The sequence below is a fragment of the Bacillus sp. 3G2 genome, assembly GCF_044324725.1.
In the GTDB taxonomy this organism is placed as follows: Bacteria; Bacillota; Bacilli; order Bacillales; family Bacillaceae_G; genus Bacillus_A; species Bacillus_A mobilis.
Genome location: NZ_CP172246.1, coordinates 1,413,939 through 1,434,077, shown reverse-complemented (window position 1 = coordinate 1,434,077; position 20,139 = coordinate 1,413,939). Strand labels below are relative to the sequence as shown.

At 35.9% G+C, this 20,139-nt stretch carries 20 protein-coding genes, 3 riboswitches and 1 other annotated feature; of the genes, 3 read left to right on the top strand and 17 right to left on the bottom strand.

Annotated features, from left to right (window positions below):
* Positions 1-62: 62 nt before the first annotated feature.
* The 5 genes from ACHZK0_RS07355 to gltP form a co-directional block, all read right to left on the bottom strand.
* Entirely contained in the window at positions 63-725 is a 663-nt protein-coding gene (locus ACHZK0_RS07355) for a PspA/IM30 family protein (protein WP_001980961.1), read from the bottom strand.
* Between the two features lie 56 nt (positions 726-781).
* Positions 782-1,138 carry a hypothetical protein gene (locus ACHZK0_RS07350; RefSeq protein WP_060489551.1) on the bottom strand — a complete coding sequence of 119 codons (357 nt, stop codon included), beginning with the start codon at positions 1,136-1,138 and terminating at the stop codon, positions 782-784.
* Between the two features lie 229 nt (positions 1,139-1,367).
* Complete coding sequence (locus tag ACHZK0_RS07345; protein ID WP_262741112.1) at positions 1,368-2,684, bottom strand: Na+/H+ antiporter NhaC family protein; 1,317 nt, start codon at positions 2,682-2,684, stop codon at positions 1,368-1,370.
* Positions 2,685-2,778: 94 nt separating this feature from the next.
* Positions 2,779-2,884: riboswitch (SAM riboswitch) on the bottom strand.
* 120 nt (positions 2,885-3,004) lie between these two features.
* Complete coding sequence (locus tag ACHZK0_RS07340; protein WP_395761380.1) at positions 3,005-3,523, bottom strand: DUF402 domain-containing protein; 519 nt, start codon at positions 3,521-3,523, stop codon at positions 3,005-3,007.
* 66 nt (positions 3,524-3,589) lie between these two features.
* Positions 3,590-4,861, bottom strand: a complete 1,272-nt coding sequence (gene gltP / locus ACHZK0_RS07335) for a glutamate/aspartate:proton symporter GltP (RefSeq protein ID WP_262741110.1) — start codon at positions 4,859-4,861, stop codon at positions 3,590-3,592.
* A 493-nt stretch (positions 4,862-5,354) separates the two neighbouring features.
* Between gltP and ACHZK0_RS07330 the strand changes: the two genes are divergently transcribed.
* Together ACHZK0_RS07330 and ACHZK0_RS07325 are read left to right on the top strand one after the other, a co-directional pair.
* Complete coding sequence (locus ACHZK0_RS07330) at positions 5,355-6,626, top strand: murein hydrolase activator EnvC family protein (protein WP_262741109.1); 1,272 nt, start codon at positions 5,355-5,357, stop codon at positions 6,624-6,626.
* 103 nt (positions 6,627-6,729) lie between these two features.
* On the top strand, positions 6,730-6,894 hold the full coding sequence (locus tag ACHZK0_RS07325; RefSeq protein ID WP_262741108.1) for a hypothetical protein: 165 nt from the start codon (positions 6,730-6,732) through the stop codon (positions 6,892-6,894).
* A gap of 26 nt (positions 6,895-6,920) precedes the next feature.
* Here the strand turns inward: ACHZK0_RS07325 and ACHZK0_RS07320 are convergent, their stop codons facing one another.
* The 12 genes from ACHZK0_RS07320 to ACHZK0_RS07265 all read right to left on the bottom strand — a co-directional run bounded on the left by ACHZK0_RS07320 (position 6,921) and on the right by ACHZK0_RS07265 (position 17,933).
* Complete coding sequence (locus ACHZK0_RS07320; protein ID WP_270606078.1) at positions 6,921-8,276, bottom strand: sodium-dependent transporter; 1,356 nt, start codon at positions 8,274-8,276, stop codon at positions 6,921-6,923.
* 111 nt (positions 8,277-8,387) lie between these two features.
* Positions 8,388-8,636, bottom strand: a binding site (T-box leader).
* A gap of 61 nt (positions 8,637-8,697) precedes the next feature.
* A complete protein-coding gene (locus ACHZK0_RS07315) occupies positions 8,698-9,315 on the bottom strand; it encodes an NAD(P)-binding protein (RefSeq protein WP_001973399.1) in 618 nt (205 codons plus the stop codon).
* Positions 9,290-10,045 (bottom strand): sirohydrochlorin chelatase, encoded by a 756-nt coding sequence (locus ACHZK0_RS07310; RefSeq protein ID WP_262741107.1) that lies wholly within the window; start codon positions 10,043-10,045, stop codon positions 9,290-9,292. Before ACHZK0_RS07310 ends, ACHZK0_RS07315 begins: the two co-directional genes overlap by 26 nt.
* 1 nt (position 10,046) lies before the next feature.
* The gene (gene cobA, locus ACHZK0_RS07305) at positions 10,047-10,823 is read right to left on the bottom strand and encodes a uroporphyrinogen-III C-methyltransferase (protein WP_088029042.1); all 777 of its coding nucleotides are present in this window, start codon (positions 10,821-10,823) and stop codon (positions 10,047-10,049) included.
* Between the two features lie 85 nt (positions 10,824-10,908).
* Complete coding sequence (locus ACHZK0_RS07300) at positions 10,909-11,109, bottom strand: DUF3906 family protein (RefSeq protein WP_000366917.1); 201 nt, start codon at positions 11,107-11,109, stop codon at positions 10,909-10,911.
* A gap of 10 nt (positions 11,110-11,119) precedes the next feature.
* Positions 11,120-12,742 (bottom strand): nitrite/sulfite reductase, encoded by a 1,623-nt coding sequence (locus ACHZK0_RS07295; RefSeq protein ID WP_395761379.1) that lies wholly within the window; start codon positions 12,740-12,742, stop codon positions 11,120-11,122.
* A 12-nt stretch (positions 12,743-12,754) separates the two neighbouring features.
* Complete coding sequence (cysC, locus tag ACHZK0_RS07290; RefSeq protein ID WP_262741104.1) at positions 12,755-13,348, bottom strand: adenylyl-sulfate kinase; 594 nt, start codon at positions 13,346-13,348, stop codon at positions 12,755-12,757.
* Between the two features lie 12 nt (positions 13,349-13,360).
* On the bottom strand, positions 13,361-14,497 hold the full coding sequence (sat, locus tag ACHZK0_RS07285) for a sulfate adenylyltransferase (RefSeq protein WP_270606075.1): 1,137 nt from the start codon (positions 14,495-14,497) through the stop codon (positions 13,361-13,363).
* 38 nt (positions 14,498-14,535) lie between these two features.
* Positions 14,536-15,240, bottom strand: a complete 705-nt coding sequence (locus ACHZK0_RS07280; RefSeq protein ID WP_262741102.1) for a phosphoadenylyl-sulfate reductase — start codon at positions 15,238-15,240, stop codon at positions 14,536-14,538.
* Between the two features lie 87 nt (positions 15,241-15,327).
* Positions 15,328-15,471, bottom strand: a complete 144-nt coding sequence (locus ACHZK0_RS07275; RefSeq protein ID WP_000116161.1) for a YezD family protein — start codon at positions 15,469-15,471, stop codon at positions 15,328-15,330.
* Between the two features lie 72 nt (positions 15,472-15,543).
* Positions 15,544-15,652, bottom strand: a riboswitch (SAM riboswitch).
* Positions 15,653-15,769: 117 nt separating this feature from the next.
* Entirely contained in the window at positions 15,770-17,086 is a 1,317-nt protein-coding gene (gene lysA / locus ACHZK0_RS07270; RefSeq protein ID WP_395761378.1) for a diaminopimelate decarboxylase, read from the bottom strand.
* 180 nt (positions 17,087-17,266) lie between these two features.
* Positions 17,267-17,448: riboswitch (Lysine riboswitch) on the bottom strand.
* Between the two features lie 89 nt (positions 17,449-17,537).
* Positions 17,538-17,933 (bottom strand): DUF3888 domain-containing protein, encoded by a 396-nt coding sequence (locus ACHZK0_RS07265; protein WP_001228835.1) that lies wholly within the window; start codon positions 17,931-17,933, stop codon positions 17,538-17,540.
* Between the two features lie 254 nt (positions 17,934-18,187).
* Here ACHZK0_RS07265 and ACHZK0_RS07260 point away from each other — a divergent pair, with 254 nt between their 5' ends.
* On the top strand, positions 18,188-20,074 hold the full coding sequence (locus tag ACHZK0_RS07260) for an LTA synthase family protein (protein ID WP_262741099.1): 1,887 nt from the start codon (positions 18,188-18,190) through the stop codon (positions 20,072-20,074).
* The last annotated feature ends 65 nt before the right edge of the window (positions 20,075-20,139 follow it).

The window sequence follows — 20,139 nt, the reverse complement described above, 5'->3', positions numbered from 1 at the left end:
TTGCTTTCCAACACCTTTTCTCCTATCACTATATCATAAGCCTGTTTTATAATATACTACTATTATTTTGTTAACTCTTTCGTTAACGATACATCATTCTTTTCTTTCATTTCACGCTCAAGCTTTGCAATCTTCATATCAAATGTGTCACGTTCATGCTCCTCATTCATACGAGTTTCTAAGTCACGAATATGATCTTCAATTTCTTCAAAGCGTAAGAATGGATTATTTTCATCCATTTTATGCATCGCAGTATTCATACGACGATTTGCATGTGCCATATTTTCACGTGCCATTAGTTCCATGCGCTTTGCGTGCATTTCTTTTAATTTGTTTTTCATTTCAGAAAGACGACGCTCTAATTCATCGATTTGCTCTACAACACCTGCATACATTTCTTCTAATCGAGTTACTTGCCCTTCATAATAAGCTACTTCTTCTAATGCACGTTCGTGTAACTGTAATTCGCCTGCTTCTTGAGCGATGATAGCCTGTTTTGATCTTTTATTAACGAAATAACGTGCTTGCTCAAGCTCACGAGCGAAATTAGATTTTAATGTTTTATGACGCTGAATTAACTTCTCAATTTTTGTTGTTTCACGCTCACTATCGCGTAAATATTGGTTTAACATAGCGATTGGATTTTTTCTTTCTTTCTCATCTAACACATTATGAAAATCTGCTAAAATTGCATCGCGTACACGTCCGAATAAAGATTGTTTCATTATAATCTTCCTCTCTTCTACTTTATAAATTTGATTTGATTTTTATTAATTTTTTATTAGTTTTTCATTAACTTGTTCCACTCATCTTCAAAGTTGCTATATGGTTTAGAACTTTCTGGTGCAGAATCAACAACTACATTTTTTTCTTTTTTCCACTCACGGTATCCGTAGTATAAAACTGCTAATGCTGCGATACCGATTAGTGCTGGGGAATGAGAAAGGGCGATGGACAAGCCGATCAAACCAACAATACCCCAAGCTAACTTTCCAAAAAATGATTGTGCTCGCACAAATGATTTATAGCTCCAATACACAACTCCTGCTCCAATTGCGAACCCTATAATACCAGCAAGACTGCCAAGAGCAATTAAAGCTAAAATACCAGCCGCGATAAACGCTAGAAATTGTTTCATCTTGTGCTTGCCTCCCTTCGATTTGATACTCTTATCTTAACTATTTTTTCATCTTTCCATAACGAGCTTAAGAACCGTTTTTAACTCAGACTTAAGACCGAGTTACATTCAGCCTTTTGTAAAACCATACGGTAGGATAGGTTGATTCACTCTTTTATCGCACATAAAAAGCCGTACAGAGAATATTCTCTGTACGGCTTTCGTTATGATTCATAAAATTCATTTTTCATTATGCTGTTTTATGATACTCTTTCTTTCCCGTCACTTTAGAAAACCTCGGGAAACCAATTAATATAGAAATGATTCCACATACTCCAACTAAGATTGGATAAAACGCATATGGTAACAATTCAACCGGAGATAACGCCGCAAATCCTGCTGCTGTTAACATTTGGGCACCATACGGAATTAATCCTTGCACACAACATGAGAAAAGATCTAATACACTCGCTGATTTACGAGGATCAATTTCATATTGATCTGCAATGTTTTTCGCAAGCGGACCTGTAAAGATAATTGAAATCGTATTATTCGCTGTACACATATTCGTCATACTTACTAAGCCAGCGATACCGAACTCCGCTCCTTTTTTCGAACGAATGTTACGCGTTAAAATATTCATTAAATATTGAATGCCACCATTATATTGAATCAGTTCGACCATACCGCCAATTAAAATAGCAAGTAATACTAATTCCATCATACCGCCCATTCCAGTCGTTACACTTTTAAAGAAACTCTCTAACGTGTAACTTCCATCTAAAAGACCGATAACGCCGGATAGTACAGTTCCACCTGTTAACACAATAAGTACATTCCAACCAAGTAGCGCTGTAATAAGTACTCCTGCATACGGTAAGATCTTTATCCAGTCAAAGCTATGTGCTTTAATCTGCGTATCACTTCCTAAAGTAACGATTACTAAAAGTACAATTGTAATAATAGCCGCTGGTAATACAATTAAAAAGTTCGTTTTAAACTTATCTTTCATTTCTGTTCCTTGCGAACGTACAGCTGCGATTGTTGTATCTGAAATAAATGATAAATTATCACCAAACATCGCTCCACCAACAACAGTAGCCATCGTAAGTGCAATGGAGATATCAGTTTGCCCACTAATACCTACAGCAATTGGTGCTAATGCAGCTATTGTTCCCATTGAAGTTCCCATCGCTAATGAAATAAATGCCCCTATAACAAAAATTCCAGCTACGATAAATCCTTGCGGTAAAACGGATAACGCCAAGTTAACTGTAGAATCAACGCCGCCCATCCCTTTTGCTGTTTCAGAAAATGCTCCTGCAAGCACAAAAATTAGAACCATAATCATAATATCTGGGTTCCCTGCACCTTTAGCAAATCGTTCTACTTTTACATTAAAGCTTTCTTTACGATTCATTGCTAAAGCGACCCCTACAGCAATTGAAATTGCTACAAGTATCGGCAATTTATAGAAATCACCTGTAATAATTCCAGAACCAATAAATAGCGCCAAAAATATCCCAAGTGGTAATAAAGCCAAACCATTTCCTCTCGTTTCTTTCAAAGTACCATCTCTCCCTAGTTTCAACCTTTTTCTAATGAATAACAAAAGACCTCTTCCAATGAGAAGAGGTCTTATACATCTATAAGAAACGCTCTTCTCATCTTTCAAGCACATGCTTGCTGGATTTGGCACAGCACTCTGAAATCGAGTCCGCTGCCGAGGCATCGTAGGGCCAGTCCCTCCGCCTCTCTTTATAAGAAGGTTTCATATTTATTTTTTAATAATAATTTCTCCCCTAACTTTACTCGCTTACAAAACAAAAGTCAATTATTTTTTGTATAGATTTTTTTGGTAATTATGCAAAAATTTGAATACAATAATCATTTTAACTTTTTGATTTCTTCTTCCAATATTGAAATCCAATAAAATTCACTATTTTTTATTGCACCTATTATCCATTTCGTAGTGTACCAAGCTAACTCATACTCTTCCTTTGTAACATCGCCACTTTTATAAGCATCCTCTAACTCATCATCATCCAATATATACATTTTACCGTTTGGTAATAACACTACATCTAAATATAAATCATCAAAATAAGGTAAGCCACGATCGTCTATTTCATATTCTTTCGCCACATCAATATAATATTGCACTAATTTTTTCTGATCATCTAACATAGCTGTAATCGCAAAGTTTTTCCCGTCTATGAAATATTGAATCCACGTAAACTGATTCCCTGCAATACAAAGTTCTTTACCCTCATATTCTTTACAACTAGGTTCTTTCACCTTTTTTATTTCCAGTCTCCCTAGCATTCCCTCTTCTATTTGCTTAACCGTATAATCTTTCTCTATTAGTCGCTTCCACGAAGAACCGTCACCATATTTACGTTTCATTACATTCGCTTCCCTTCTATATAGAAAAGCTCCCACATATTATGTGAGAGCTTGTTCAAATTATAATTAAGCTGCTTGCTTATTAGAAATTTCTTCCAAATAGGCTTGTCCTTTTTCAGCGTCATACTGACCTTCCCACTTAGACATAACTACAGCTGCTAAAGAGTTACCTACAACGTTAACTGCTGTACGAGCCATATCTAAAATACGGTCAATACCAGCGATGAAGGCTAAACCTTCAGCTGGAATACCTACTGTACCAAGTGTCGCTAATAATACAACGAATGATACGCCAGGTACACCTGCGATACCTTTTGATGTAACCATTAATACAAGTAATAATGTAATTTGTTGTGTAATAGATAAATCAATACCGTACATTTGCGCTAAGAAAAGAGCTGCAATTGCTTGATATAAAGTTGATCCATCTAAGTTAAATGAATAACCTGTCGGAATAACGAAAGATGTAATTGCTTTCGGACAACCGAACTTTTCCATTTTCTCCATGATTTTCGGTAAAACTGTTTCTGAACTTGCTGTAGAGTATGCTAAGATCAGTTCGTCTTTTAAAATCTTAAAGAATTGGAAAATGTTAATTCCAAATATTTTCGCCGTAAGTCCTAATACGACTACAACGAAGAAAATCATTGCTCCGTATACTACAATTAATAATTTCCCTAATGGAATTAATGAAGAAAGACCAAATGTAGAAACTGTAACTCCAATTAGTGCAAACACACCAAATGGTGCAAATTTCATAACTTGGTTTGTTACGTAAAACATTGCATCAGCTACACCTTGGAAAAATTGAAGAACCGGTCTTCCTCTTTCACCAATTGCCGCTACACCTAAACCAAATAATACAGAGAAGAAGATAATAGCAAGCATATCTCCGTCAGCTAATGACTTCATAATGTTCGTTGGAACAATATTTACAAATGTATCTGCAAATGAATGACTTTGTACTTGCTCTGTCGTATGTGTATATTTTGAAATATCTGTCTTTGTTAACTGCTCCATATTTACGCCTTTTCCTGGTTGGAAAATATTCGCAATCAATAGACCGACAATAATTGCAATTGTTGTAATAATTTCAAAGTAAATAATTGTTTTTCCGCCTAGTCGGCCTAATTTTTTAACATCGCCAACACCAGCAACCCCAACAACAATACTTGCTACAACAATCGGTACAACAATCATTTTAATTAATCGGATGAAAATATCACCAATTGGTTGTAAGTAACTCACCACTGCCGGATTGCCAAAGAAAATCGCCCCAACTGCAATACCTAGCGCAAGTCCTATTAATATTTGCCATGCAAGTCCTATTCTTTTCATATTTGTTGTAACCCCCTCTTCGATGTTTCACTCTATCTCTCATTCTATCTCTATAAAACTTGAAATTAAGAGTATTACATATTATTCGACAATTCACTACATTTTGTCCCTGTTAAAAATCATAAATCAAAATTTAAAATCTGACAACAAAATAAGTTTGCCCGAACGCAAATAATTTTCTTGACAAAAATAAAACCCATGTCAGAAAACCTCACATGAGAACGATTCCTTATCAGTGTTTTATTGGATTCCTATCTACTATTTTACTATATAAAACAAATATTTTTTCCCTTTATTTTACAAATAAATCCAGAAAATACATCCTTGTTGCACGAATAAAAAAACGCACCCAGCATGACAATTATCATTAAAAGATGATAAATTCCGACAAAACTTAGCAATTTTATAAAATTTTCTTTACATTATGATTACAACGATAGACACTCTTCTTCTTATGATATATAACATTCATAGGGAAAGGAGCCAGACAACCATGAAAAAGAAATTTGCAGCGTTTAGTGTTTTAGCAGCAGGAACGATTTTTGTTTCTCCGCTACTTTCACCCGTATACGCTGAAACGAATCAAGATAAATTATCTAATATTCAATCTGAATTAGAAGGAAAACAAAATGACTTACAAAATAAATCAGCTGAGAAAGACCAAATAGAAAAAGAAATTCAAGAATTACAAAAGAAAATCGACGATTTAACTACTTCTATTAATAAAAACGAAGCTGAATTAAATGATACGAAAAAAGAAATTAGTAAAACGCAACAAGTAATTGCTGAAAAAAAGAAACATATAGAGCAATTACAAACAAACATAGATACACGTCAGGAAGTTATTAAGCAACGTTTACAATCTATGCAAGAAAAACCTCGTACAAATCTTATTACAGAAGTAATAACAACTTCTACAAATATCGCTGATCTTGTTGATAATATGTACTCTGTAAGCTTAATTTTAAACAACGATACTGATATTGTGAAAAAACAAACAACTGATCAAAATGCTGTAACGAAAGAAAAAGAGACTGTTGAGAAAAAAGAGCAGCAACTAAAAGAAGCTGAACAAAAATTAGTTCAAAAACAACAAGAGTTGCAAACGAATCAACAACAGCAGCAAACATTTATTAGCGATCTACATACGAAAGTAGCAAAAGTAGATTCAGAGATTGAAGGGTTAGAAGAATCTAAAGGTATTTTAGAAAATCAGCGTCAAGCCGTTCAAAAAGCAATCGAAGAAGAAAAACGTGCGGAAGAAGCTCGTAAGGCTGAAGAAGCACGTAAGGCAGAGGAAGCTCGCAAACAAGCTACTACATCTGCTCAAACAGCTCAAGCAGCTCCAACACCTCATGATACAAATATTGGCGGCTTTATTAAGCCAGCAGCTGGATCAAAAACTTCGGGGTTTGGCGTGCGCTCTATAGATAACCATAAAGGAATCGATATCGCAGCTTCAGGAACTGTTCCAATTATTGCCGCTGCTGATGGCGTTGTTATTCGCTCAGAATTATCATCTAGTTACGGAAATGTTGTGTACTTATCTCACCGTATAAACGGAAAAACATACACAACAGTATATGCTCATATGAGTAGCCGTTCTGTATCAAATGGACAAACTGTAAAACAAGGTACTCAACTCGGATTTATGGGGAACACTGGCCAATCATACGGACAACATTTACACTTCGAGCTTCACCTTGGAGAATGGAATGTCGGCAAAACAAATGCAGTTGATCCATCTCCTTATATCGGATTATAGAAAAAAACTCGGTGCATACCGAGTTTTTTATTTATACTTCACATAATATAGGCTTTCCACATAGACTATAACTAAATGCCTATAGTTTACGGGGTGATCAACTATGAATACACAATTACTACAAGAAATAGAAGAAGCTAGAGAGACTTATATCGGCCGGATATTTACGTTTGGCGGTTCAGCATTATTTTTAATCGGATCATTCATCGCAGTCGTCACAGCCTACAAAGCATACAATCGCTTATTAAATACACCTCCAACACAATAAAAAGACGGAGATTTCTCCGTCTTTTTTTATGCAAACATTTTAAATACGCCTATCGCATTTAAAAATACAATAATTACAGTTATCGGAATAACATAACGAAGCAAGAAGAACCAAATATTAAATAATGTTTTCCCTTTCGTTTCCGTAACTTCTAATTCTTTCATTAGCATTTCTTTACTCATTTTATTTGGTACGAATAGCGAGATGGCTAGTACGCCAAGCGGCAATAATACATTACTTACCGAAAAATCGACGAAATCAAAGAATGTCTTACCAAATATTTTCACATCACTCATAATTCCAAACGATAATGCTGACGGGATTCCAACTGCAAAAATAAGAATACCAATTAATAATGATGCTGACGGACGCTTTTTCTCATTATCTTTCGCAACAGATGCTACTACAATTTCAAGCATAGAAATCGCAGATGTTAACGTTGCAAAGAAGAATAAAACTAAAAACATAATGAAGAAAAATTGTCCAAATGGTATTTTCGCAAATACTGCTGGAAGGACGATAAACAGTAATCCTGGTCCTTCAGTCGGCTTAACGCCTAATGCGAAAATCGCCGGAAAAATTGCTAATCCTGCAAGCACTGTAATAAAAACAGTCAAACTTACAATAGATGTTGCTGATTTCGCTAAATGTTCTTCTTTCTTCAAATATGAACTATACGTGACCATTACTGAAGCACCTACTGTTAGCGAGAAGAACGATTGTCCCATCGCGTATAAAATCGTATCTGCTGTCAGCTTTGAAAAATCTGGTTTTAAGAAGAACTCTACCCCAGCAAAAGCACCATCAAGTGTTAAAGCACGAACTATAATCGCAATAAACAAAATAAATAATAGCGGCATCATATACTTACTTGCTTTTTCTATCCCTTTCTCGACACCTTTACTTACAACAAAAATAGTGCAAAGCATAAAGAGAAATTGCGCTCCAATCGCGCTTACTGGATTTGAAATCGTTTCACCAAACAATTGTCCATAATCAGTAACACCACTCCAGAAACTTCCTGTAACACTATAGTATAAGTACAGTAAAATCCATCCACCTACAACACTATAAAATGATAGTACACTAAAACAGGTAACAACTCCCATACGACCAATCCAAGGATATAACTTACTATTTGGTACCAATACTTTATATGCTGTAACTGCCTCTTTTTGCGTACTACGTCCAATAACAAATTCAGCTAAAAGAAGCGGCATACCTATAAATAAAGTTAATAGTAAAAATACAAGGAAGAATGCGCCTCCCCCACCATTACCTGCAACATATGGAAATTTCCATATGGCACCAAGACCTACTGCGGCTCCGGCTGCTGCGAGTACAAAGCCTATTTTCGACGTCCATTGCTGTGTTTCTTTCATCATAATTTCTCCTTTTCTGAATATTTAAACTTTTACTAATTATACACTTTCATTTCATACTCGCACACCTCCTTTAGAAAATAAAAAAGTCCCCTACACGCAAATATGCATGTAGAGGACGATATATGTAATGTAAATACCGTGGTACCACCTCAATTGGATTGATAAATCCCACTTGTTCAAGTACAGGAAACATTCCGATACTCTATCCTTTTAACGGCGGAACCCGGGTTGCCTACTACAATGTTCAACATACCTCTCGCAAGCCCATTCTGTATATTTTACCGTACCGGGCTCACACCTTACCCCAGCTCTCTGACCGTATCAAATATACGTACTCTTCTTGCTCATCGATTTCATCTATTGAAGTTACTTGTGATTATAAATTATATTTTTATAGTTGTAAAGTACAATTTATTCATTATCCTATATGAACTCTTCTCTCTAATTCTTGTAAAAACAATTCTCTTTTTTGTTCATTTTGAACATATACCGACTTTAATACTTCTTGCAACAATATATTTCTCTGCTGTTTCTCTATTTGTAATTCTTTCACTTTAATTCTAACTTCGTATAAAAAATCTAGATATGATTCATACGCCTCATCATATTTATTTGCGATATCATCACGAATTTTTTTTGCAAGTTTCGGACTCGCTCCTCCAGTAGAAACCGCCACATTCAGTAGTCCACGATGAATCGCCGCCGGAAAATGAACATTCCCACTTTCCGGGTTCGTAATAACATTTACTAATTGATTCTCTGCACTATCTTCAGCAACTTGTTCATTTAATACAGCATCACCACTCGCTGCAACAACTAAAAAAGCACCTTGAATATCACTTTTTTCATACTCCCTTTGATACCAACGAATTTGCTTTTCTTCCACAAGTTTCACTAAATTCGCATCCAATTCAGGACTTATCACAATTATATCCGCACCTTGTTTTAGTAAAGGAATAATTTTGAATCCCGCGACTTTTCCTCCACCAATGACAACAACACGTTTCTTCTCAACTCGCACTGTAAGTGGATACATATTGATCTCCCTTCAATAATTTCTTCGTTTTCTGAATTAACATATATTGAAACGCTTCATTCTTTCCTAAATACGGACTTATTTTTATCTCATCCGACTCATATTGGCGCACTTCTTTTTCAATATGTTTCATAAGTAAACCGGTAAATAACAAGTAAGGCAGCACAACAATGTTCTTTTCTTTTCGTTCTACAACTTCCTTTAACTTCTCCTCAAATTTCGGCTCGGCAGCTGCTAAATAGCAAACCTCTACTTTTTTAATTTTCTCTTCCGTTTGAAATAAAGAAGCGATCCAGTTTATATCCTTTAATACTTCAGGATCGCTACTCCCTCTTGCAACGAGAAGTAACGTCACTTCATTCGTCTCTTCCTGTTCGATACCACTTCCGTTATACACTGATTTAACGAGTGTTTCTGATACACCAAACGGATTACCATAGGTCACTTTAACACTTGAAAATTGATTATTTAACTTTTCTAATTCAAACGGGATATCTTTTTTCACGTGACCTGCCGCTAATAGAAAAACCGGAATAACAATAATCTCTGTAGCCCCACGGTTCACACATGTACGGAACCCTTCAGCAATCGTTGGACTTGCTAACTCTAAAAAACAAACTTCTTGAATACTTGCCTCTACACGGTTCATACATGACGTAATAAATGCAACCGCTTCTTCTTTAGCTGCTTTCAAACGACTTCCATGACATATATATAAGATGGCTTTCATTTTATAACACTCCGCTTACTTGATACGTACTTTCTGTCTGCTTCTCAAACCAATGGATTTTTTCTCTAAAACGGACCACTTCTCCAATTACAATCATACTCGGATTTTGAATTTGTTCTTTTTTCGCGACATCTACAATTGTTCCTAACGTCCCGACAACTGTGCGCTGCATAGAAGTCGTTCCCCTCTCAATAATAGCAGCAGGCGTACTTGTATCTTTTCCATGTTTCACCAGTTGTTCACATATGTAGGGCAAATTACTAACCCCCATATATACGGCTAAAGTCTCTACACCTTTCGCTAAATGTTCCCACTTCACTTCCTCTTCAGCTTCTTCTTTCCTATGCCCCGTCACAATAGCAAAACTTGCACTCGCATCACGATGTGTCACTGGAATACCAGCATAAGCAGGTGCAGCTATTCCAGCTGAAATACCAGGAACAATTTCAAACGGTACACCTTGCTTCGCTAACGCTTCAGCTTCTTCTCCCCCTCTACCAAATACAAATGGATCCCCGCCCTTTAGCCTCGTTACAACTTTTCCTTTTTTCGCGTATTTAATAAGAAACGTGTTAATTGTCTCTTGCTTCATCGTGTGATAATTTGGTAGTTTTCCGCAATAAATTAAATCCGCTTCAGGCTTTGCGTATGAAAGCAACTCTTTATTTACGAGACGGTCGTATAAAATAACGTCTGCTTTCTCAATACATTTCAACCCTTTCACAGTAATTAAATCTGGATCACCAGGACCTGCTCCAACGATATAAACCTTCCCCATCATCTCTCCTCATTTCTACTATTAAAGTGAAACTTCCATCCTTATATACGAATGGAAGTTTTCATTATTTCCTATTACCTGTTCCCTACTCATGAATAACAAATGCCGCACCTTTTCGAATCTTCTTTTTTTCAAATAGAGAAATTTCCTTTACTTCTGGCAGCGGTAAAAAATGCTTTTCAAGCTCCATCTCCGCGAGCTTAAATGCCTGTTCTTCACTTTGAGCAACGACAACAATCGGAACAATACTATTCACTAACACGGCTTCAAATCGATATAAATCCATATTGTCCCTCCTAAGACGCTAGTACTTCTTCTAACACGGTATTTAACGCTATTTGTAGTGTGTCTACACCGATACGACCAACAAAATCATAAAACGTTTCAGCTGGTAATTTATTCTCTTTGAAATAACTTATAAATGATGCAAGTACATCAGGCAGATTCTCGCCATCTATTTTCCCTTTTAACTTTTGATTGTAAGCACCGCCATCTAACAACGTTCCACCTACGTATATTTCAAATGCTTCAACAATCCCTTTTTCCTTCGTTTTCATTTTCACCCCTTGTAATCCAATGTCAGCAATTTGACGTTGACCACATGAATTCGGGCATCCTACCATATGAATACGAACTGGAACATCGAGTGCAATTTGTGTATCTAAGTATTCGGCGATTTTGCGTAACCTTTCTTTCGTTTCTACTAATGCAAGATTACAATATTCAATACCAGTACAAGAAACCGCATGACCAATAAACGATTTCGGACTTGCTGATATTGCTTCAAACAACGGTTCATTTAATAAACCCGTTACATTTTCTGGCGGAACATTCGGAATAATGAAGTTTTGCGAGTTACATGTGCGAATTTGTCCATTTCCATACTGCTTAGCAATTCTCGCAATCTCAAACATTTCTTCTGCATGTAGACGTCCTACTGGTACATTAAAACCTATATATTTAAGCCCATCTTGTTTTTGATCTTGAACTCCATAAAAGTATCCCGCATTCCAGCCTTTTAGAGCACTTTCCCCTTTACTTTGCAATGGTCCTGTATACTCTATTAGTTTCTCTTTAAATTTCTCTGCTCCCCAGTCTGCAACAAGAAATTTCAAACGAGCTAAATGACGTTTTTCACGGTATCCAAAATCACGGAATATCGTAGCAATCGCAATCGCTACCGCCTTCACTTCTTCTTGTAAAACAAATACATCTAATTCATCAGCTAAATATGGACGAGCTGATAACCCACCGCCTACTTTTATATGAAAACCAACTTTTTTCTCACCATCTATTTCTTTCGTAGCAGGTGTAAATGCAACACAGTTAATTTCTGCGTTTGCTGAGTTATAAACGTTAGAACTAATAGACATTTTAAATTTACGTGGTAAGTTAGAAAACTCTTCATTATGTTGGAAATAGTCATATACCTCTTTCACAATACCAGTTGTATCAAACAGTTCATTTGCATCAATGCCAGCAAGTGGATTCCCTGTAATATTACGCGTTATATCACCACAAGCCCCAGCTGAAGATAACCCAACTCTTGCTAATCGTTTAAAAATATCAGGCATTTGATGAATTTCTAACCAATGAAACTGAATCGCCTGTCTTGTTGTAATATCTATTACGTCACGCCCGTAATCCTCAGCGATAGAAGCAAGCACTTCTGCCTGTGCATTCGTAATAATCCCTGAAGGAATATTTACACGCATCATAAAATAACCAGCTTCTTTCGGTCTTTGTAAATACAACCCTGCCCATTTGAATGCGTCCCACTCTTCTTTCGGAATAGATTCGAAGCCATTTTCTGCATAGTAAGGAATATCATTAAAGATTTCCAATCCATCTTTTTTTAATTTATTTTTCTCAGTCTGATTTAATTTTTCATTGTTAGCCCATACTTTTTCATAACTCATTTTTTAATCCCCCTATATAAAACTACGCTCTTGTAAGTACTTCACAATTTGTTCTGCACATTCTTCAATAGAATACTTGTGCGTTTCTACAATTAATTCTGCTTGCTCTGGTTCCTCATACGGTGAATCAACACCAGTAAACTCTTTAATATCACCTTGCCTTGCTTTTTTATAAAGCCCTTTCGGATCACGCTTCTCACACTCTTCAATTGGGCACTTTACAAACACTTCTATAAACTCATCTGCAGCTAATAAATCCCTCACTTGTTTTCGGTCTACTCGAAATGGTGAAATAAACGCTGTAAGAACAACAGTACCTTGATCCACAAATAGCTTCGCCACTTCGCCAATCCGTCTTATATTTTCCATACGATCACTTTCAGAAAAACCTAAGTCTTTATTTAAACCGTGGCGTATATTATCACCATCTAGTACATAGTTTCCAATATTCTTTTCAAATAGTTTACGAGCAACCGCGTTCGCCACCGTAGATTTACCTGAAGCTGATAGACCAGTAAACCAAACTACAAAACTATGATGCCCATTTTTTACTCTTCTCTCATCTTTTGAAACAGATGCTGTATGCCAAGTAATATTTGTATCCATCTCATTCTCTCCCTATTCTGTTACTACTTCTTTTTTCAAACCTTTAATTAGTACTTCTACTACTTCTTTACGACTAAATGTACTTGGCGGAACCTCACCGTTTCTTAATAGTTCTCTTACTTTCGTACCCGATAAAATGACATGATTCTCTTTTCCGTGCGGGCATGTTTTCGTCGAAGCCATCGCTTCACATTTCGTGCAGTAAAAACTATGTTCAAAAAATAGCGGTGTAATCCCTAACTCTTCCACTGTAAAGTTTGTAAAAATTTCTTGTGCTTCATAAGTCCCGTAATAATCTCCTACCCCAGCGTGGTCGCGCCCTACAATAAAGTGGGTACATCCAAAATTCTTTCTAACTAATGCATGGAATATCGCTTCCCTCGGTCCTGCGTAACGCATTGCTGCAGGAAACACACCTAAAAAGACACGATTTTTCGGATAATAGTTTTGAAGTAATACTTCATAGCTTTCCATCCTTACATCAGCAGGAATATCGTCCGACTTCGTTTCCCCAACGAGCGGATTCAAAAAGAGACCGTCTACAATTTCAAGAGCAGATTTTTGAATATACTCATGAGCACGATGTACCGGGTTTCTCGTTTGAAATCCGACTACTGTTTTCCAACCACGTTTTTTAAATTCTTCCCTCGTTTCAATTGGATCTAAATGATAAGAAGGAAACTGATTATTTTCAAATCGTTTTGTAAGAATAATCGCTCCACCGACATAAGAGTTCGGTCGTTCATATAATTTTTTCACTCCTGGATGAGCATCATCCGTCGTTTTATATACAAGTAATGCTTCTTTCTCTTTATCAGGTACAAAAATATCTTCTATTTGAATGACACCATATACATTTCCACTATTAACAAGCTTTACTTCTTCTCCAGCTTTTAGACTTTCTGCCACTTCTTCCGTTACCGGTAATGTAATTGGTATACTCCATACGCTTCCGTTTGCTAAGCGAAGAGTTTCTACGACCGAATCATAGTCTTTCTTTCCTAAAAAACCAGTAAGTGGGCTATATCCACCTGTCGCTAATAGCTCTAAATCACTTAACGCAATGTTGTCTAGTTGAATTTCTTTTTCGATTTGTGATACGTCGTAAGTCTCGTCTATACGATTTATTAATTCGTTTCTTGTACTCATTTTCTATACCCTCTCTTAGCTTTATTTTCGAATTCATCTTATTGGTAATGAAGACCACATTCTGTTTTCACTTTCCCAGACCATCTACCATCTCTCGAATCGCCACCCTCACCTACAGGTAACGTACACTTCTCACACCCAATACTTGGATACCCAATATCATGCAGTGGGTTATACGGCAAGCTATGTTTGTATACATATCGCCATACTTCTTTCCACGTCCAATGAATGAGTGGACAAACTTTAATCGATTGAAAACGATGATCTTGATTTATAAACTTTGTATGCTTACGTGTTTCTGATTGTTCCCTCCTTAAGCCCGATATCCACGCTTTTTCCGCTGCTAACGATTTTTCTAACGGTAAAACTTTCCTAATTTTACAACAAAGGTTCGGATTACTTTCCCATAATTTCTCACCATGCAACTTCGCTTGTTCATCAAGTGTAAGTTCCGGTTGTTTTTCTATAATATTTAATAAAGGAAATCGTTCCCTCACTTTTTGAATTAATTCATACGTTTCTCGAAAATGAACATTTGTATCTAAAAATACAACTTTAGCAGATGGATTTACTTGGTTTATAAGATGCAGTAATACCATCCCTTCCACTCCAAAGCTACATGCGTATACAATTTCACTTTCATATTCTTTATAAGCCCAACTTAAAACAGATAACGCGCCTTTTGTTTCATCTTCTTCTGAAAATGAAACATTATTTCCTTCCCACGTTTCATACGTCAACATGTTTTTTCCCCCTGTAAAAGCAAAAAGACGGTTTTAACCTAATCAAAATAGGTTAAAACCGCCTCTAGTTTTTCTAGTCAGCGCTTTTTACTTTAAACGTACCTTTTCACTTTTCTCTAATTGAATGACTTTTCCATCTTGCACAACAATTGTAATTGAACCATATTTCATATCAGCAAGCATCGCTTCAATTTTCTCAGACACTTCCTCAAAATGTTCCCGTACGCTCACGCGAACAGCCCCCCTTTTTATTCATAAAAAAAATCTTTCCCATTTCGAAAAGACTGTTCGGTAATATATTTTACCTTATCTTTCAAAATGGATTCCATTTTGCTGGATTTAGCACCTTGCTTTCTATAAGCAGGTTGCCGAGCTTCGTCGGGCCAGTTCCCTCCGCTTCTCTTGATAAGCTTTGTATTTGTATTTTATCACAATTCTGATTTTTTTCAATCCTAGTTTTCCGATATATTTTAATTATTTTATTTTTATAAAAAAGGAATTGCCCATTCGAACAACTCCTTTTCCCCATTTACACAAGTTCTTTAATACGTATGCGATCGTTCCCAATAATATTTTCATATGTTTCGCGCTCTACAACAATTTGTGATGTGCCGCCTTTCGCGAAGACAACAGCTGGCCTACGAATCCGATTATAATTATTTGCCATCGAGTACCCATATGCCCCTGTACAAGAAATTGCTAATAAATCGGCAGAAGCAACTTTCGGTAGAGTAATATCCCAAATTAACATATCTCCACTCTCACAACACTTCCCAGCAATCGAAACGACTTCCTCATTCTCATCAGTTCCTCGATTCGCTAACATCGCTTCATAACGAGCGTTATATAAAGCAGGTCTTAAATTATCAGTCATTCCACCATCCACTGATACATATTTCCGAATACCAGGAATGTCTTTCACAGATCCAACTGTATAAATTGTCGTTCCAGCATCACCTACAATACTACGGCCTGGTTCAACCCATATTTCCGGCAAAGGATAATTACATACTGTAAACTGTTCCCTCACTGCAGTTGTTACAGCTCGCACATATGTCTCAAGAGTTAATGGTGTATCTGACTCTGTGTAGCGAATTCCGAATCCTCCTCCCACATTTAATACTTTTACTACATAGTTCGCTCTCTCTCTCACTTCTTCTAAAAATTGATGAAGAACTTCAATCGCTCGAACAAATCCAGCCGTTTCAAATATTTGCGATCCGATATGTGAATGAATTCCTAACACATCATAATTTGATTTTTGTAAAGCAAGCTCAATTGCTTGCATCGCTTGACCATTTGAAACTCCAAACCCAAATTTCGAATCATCTTGACCTGTTGTAATATATTCATGTGTGTGCGCCTCTACTCCAGGCGTTACACGGATTAATATGTTCACAAATTTCCCATGTTGCACTGCTAAATCATGCAAAATTTCTAATTCTAAGAAATTATCGACAACAAAACAACCAATATTCGCCTTAAGTGCCATCACAATCTCTTCTTCTGTTTTATTATTGCCGTGAAAATGAATACGCGATGCTGGAAATCCTGCTTGAAGCGCAGTATATAATTCCCCTCCAGAAACAACATCTAATGACATATTCTCTTCACGAGCTACTCGGCACATCTCCATGCACAAGAACGCCTTGCTTGCATATGCTACTTGATAAGAGAACCCACTTTCTTTAAAAGCACGATGAAACGCGCGGCACTTTCCTCGAATAGACTCTTCATCGTATACATAAAGTGGTGTTCCGTATTGTTTTGCTAGCTGCGTCGTATCGCACCCTCCAATTTCTAAGTGTCCTTGCCCATTGATTCGGCTTGTGCCGTGTAAATACATTTGAATTCCTCCCTTATTTCCTCTAAAACTCATAACCCCAATCTTCTATTCATTGCAGCACGCTTTTAGATAGACAAAAAACGCGCGGAACAATGTTCACACGCGTTTCTTATTAGGAAAAATATATATTGAAAAAATAAACGAGTTGTTATCTCCTCAAAATAAGAAACCGCATCAACATCTCCAAATAGCTCTCCATAAAAGAAATCTTATGACAGTACTACATTTATTCAATGTAGTCCCAATATATGAATAAGATGGTTATTCTTATATTTCGGCAATAGTCCCTTTCAACCTATGATCACAGATTCCATTAAATCTCCCATAGCTTACTCTTTCCTATTGCGGCCTCTACCTTTGAGAGTAGATGAGGTAAGTCTATTTAATTTTCAAACATCTAATTGTTGCTATTAACAATACCAAAGGACCATTTTATTTGTCAAACAATTTTTTATATTGTTTTTTTACAGTTTAATTTCGTATCATTTGGTAAGCGCTTTACTAAAATCTTTGTCACTTCCCATTCGCCTTCTTCATTATTAAAAGTAATTGTTACTTTTTCAAATGGCGGAACAATTTTCCCACCAACCTGTTCATATTTCGTCACTTCAATAACCGCTTGAAATAAATATGTACCGCTATATACTTTTTTTAAACTAATAATTTTAGGACATTGATAAGGCTTTAAGCTCCCATATTGTTTTTCAATGGCTTTATTTATTTTGGGAAACAAAACAGAATAAAGGGCATCTTCCATAAGAGGTGCATCATATTGGGCTACCGACACACTTGGTGAAGCAAAAAGTATAACACTACTGCATACTATAAAATATAATAATTTTCGCATGATAACCTCCGTATTGTTACACGATTCTTTCTGCACACGATAATAATCATACATAGAAACTCCGTTTTATTGTCTCCTACTGCCCTTTTTCTACTCAATTATTATAAAAAAGCCCACAACTCTCTTTTATTTTCGTATAATGATACTCATAGTATAATAAACATAATAATAAAGGACTGTTCGTATATATAAAATGAGGTGCTAATCAAACCAGCTCACAAGAACGGTCATGCTTTTTAGGAGAGGAGTATATTATGCTACAACGTCTGTTTCCAAAACTGCGATTTGCACTCGTTGCAGTCGTTTTATTATGGATAAAAACATATATTGTGTACAAGCTAGCATTTGATATTAAAATTGATAATTTCTTTGAAGAATTTATGCTTTTTATTAATCCACTAGCTGCGTTACTTTTATTTTTCGGTTTTGCTTTATTTGCATCTAAACACCGAAACCGCATTATAGTTGGAATCAGTTTTATACTGTCCTTTATTTTATTTGGAAATGCAATGTTTTATGGGTTTTATAACGATTTCGTTACATTCCCAGTTTTATTCCAAACAAATAATATGGCTGATTTAGGGACGAGTATAAAAGAACTCTTTACGTACAAAACATTACTTTTATTTGCAGATGCGATTATTTTAATGTTTCTTTCACGTAAATTCCCGGCATTTTGTGACAAGACGCCGCTTTCTCGCTCTGAGAAGCGAACTTTCTTTAGCGGTGTAACAGCTTTATTAGCACTACAAATTGTTGTTTCCGTTATTTATAAACCACAAATGTTCTCACGCTCATTTGATCGTCAAACAGTCGTGAAAAATTTAGGTTTATACACATATCATCTATTTGATATAACACTTCAATCTAAATCTTCAGCTGAACGTGTATTTGCAAGTGGAGACGGGTTCTCTGAAATTAAAAACTATACAGACTCAAAAGATAAGCAAGTTGATAAAGACTTATTCGGAGCTGCAAAAGGTAAAAATGTTATTTTGATTTCCATGGAATCTACACAAAGTTTTGTTATTAATAAAAAAATAAATGGAAAAGAAATTACTCCATTTTTAAATGAATTTATTAAAGATAGTTTTTATTTCGATAACTTCTATCATCAAACGGGACAAGGTAAAACTTCTGATGCTGAATTTATCGTTGAAAATTCACTTTATCCGTTAGACCGCGGTTCTGTATTCTTTACTCACGCAACAAATGAATATACAGCTACACCAGAGCAATTAAAGAAATACGGATATTCTTCTGCTGTCTTCCATTCAAACGATAAAACGTTTTGGAATCGTGATGTAATGTATCCTGCGCTCGGATATGATCGTTACTTTAATTTAAATGATTACGTAGGCACAGAACAAATGTCTGTCGGCTGGGGATTAAAAGATAAAGAGTTCTTTGAACAATCGATTCCAAAGTTAAAATCTTTACCACAACCGTTCTATACAAAATTTATTACTTTAACAAACCATTTTCCATTTCTTCTAAATCCAGAAGATCAATATGTTGATGAGTTTAATTCGGAAAGTGGTGTTGTAAACCGCTACTTCCCAACCGTTCGTTATACGGATGAAGCTCTTAAATTATTTATTAAACAGTTAAAAGATGAAGGACTGTATGATAATTCTGTTATTGTCATTTATGGAGATCATTACGGCATTTCAGAAAACCATAATGCAGCTATGGCCCAGTTCCTTGGGAAAGACGCTATTACACCGTTTGATTCTATGCAATTACAACGCGTCCCTCTCATTATTCATGTACCTGGTCAAGAAGGAAAAGTCATTTCTAAAGTATCTGGTCAAATTGATATTAAACCAACGCTACTTCATTTACTTGGTATTAAAACAAATCAATCCGTTGAATTTGGAACTGACTTATTTATTAAAGAAAAAGATCCACTTATGGTAATGCGTGATGGTAGCTTCGTTTCGGAAGATTATGTGTATACAAAAAACATGTGCTATAAACGAAATACAGGTGAAGAAGCTGACATTTCATTATGCCAACCAAATATTGAAAAAGCGAAAACTGAATTGAAACTCTCCGATAAACTCATTTATGGAGATTTATTACGTTTCGATCCTAACAATCGTTATAAAACTGGAACAATGACAACGAAATTTGAGTAGTACTAGAAGCAACTTTATAAAAGTTGCTTCTTTTTTTACTTATTTTTCAAATCATTCTTCTATGA

Excerpts from the sequence above, each read along its gene's own strand:
- ACHZK0_RS07355 (WP_001980961.1), bottom strand. The coding sequence starts at position 725 with ATGAAACAATCTTTATTCGGACGTGTACGCGATGCAATTTTAGCAGAT.
- ACHZK0_RS07350 (WP_060489551.1), bottom strand. The coding sequence starts at position 1,138 with ATGAAACAATTTCTAGCGTTTATCGCGGCTGGTATTTTAGCTTTAATT.
- ACHZK0_RS07340 (WP_395761380.1), bottom strand. The coding sequence starts at position 3,523 with ATGAAACGTAAATATGGTGACGGTTCTTCGTGGAAGCGACTAATAGAG.
- gltP (WP_262741110.1), bottom strand. The coding sequence starts at position 4,861 with ATGAAAAGAATAGGACTTGCATGGCAAATATTAATAGGACTTGCGCTA.
- ACHZK0_RS07330 (WP_262741109.1), top strand. The coding sequence starts at position 5,355 with ATGAAAAAGAAATTTGCAGCGTTTAGTGTTTTAGCAGCAGGAACGATT.
- ACHZK0_RS07325 (WP_262741108.1), top strand. The coding sequence starts at position 6,730 with ATGAATACACAATTACTACAAGAAATAGAAGAAGCTAGAGAGACTTAT.
- ACHZK0_RS07320 (WP_270606078.1), bottom strand. The coding sequence starts at position 8,276 with ATGAAAGAAACACAGCAATGGACGTCGAAAATAGGCTTTGTACTCGCA.
- ACHZK0_RS07315 (WP_001973399.1), bottom strand. The coding sequence starts at position 9,315 with ATGTATCCACTTACAGTGCGAGTTGAGAAGAAACGTGTTGTTGTCATT.
- ACHZK0_RS07310 (WP_262741107.1), bottom strand. The coding sequence starts at position 10,045 with ATGAAAGCCATCTTATATATATGTCATGGAAGTCGTTTGAAAGCAGCT.
- cobA (WP_088029042.1), bottom strand. The coding sequence starts at position 10,823 with ATGGGGAAGGTTTATATCGTTGGAGCAGGTCCTGGTGATCCAGATTTA.
- ACHZK0_RS07300 (WP_000366917.1), bottom strand. The coding sequence starts at position 11,109 with ATGGATTTATATCGATTTGAAGCCGTGTTAGTGAATAGTATTGTTCCG.
- ACHZK0_RS07295 (WP_395761379.1), bottom strand. The coding sequence starts at position 12,742 with ATGAGTTATGAAAAAGTATGGGCTAACAATGAAAAATTAAATCAGACT.
- cysC (WP_262741104.1), bottom strand. The coding sequence starts at position 13,348 with ATGGATACAAATATTACTTGGCATACAGCATCTGTTTCAAAAGATGAG.
- sat (WP_270606075.1), bottom strand. The coding sequence starts at position 14,497 with ATGAGTACAAGAAACGAATTAATAAATCGTATAGACGAGACTTACGAC.
- ACHZK0_RS07280 (WP_262741102.1), bottom strand. The coding sequence starts at position 15,240 with ATGTTGACGTATGAAACGTGGGAAGGAAATAATGTTTCATTTTCAGAA.
- lysA (WP_395761378.1), bottom strand. The coding sequence starts at position 17,086 with ATGTATTTACACGGCACAAGCCGAATCAATGGGCAAGGACACTTAGAA.
- ACHZK0_RS07265 (WP_001228835.1), bottom strand. The coding sequence starts at position 17,933 with ATGCGAAAATTATTATATTTTATAGTATGCAGTAGTGTTATACTTTTT.
- ACHZK0_RS07260 (WP_262741099.1), top strand. The coding sequence starts at position 18,188 with ATGCTACAACGTCTGTTTCCAAAACTGCGATTTGCACTCGTTGCAGTC.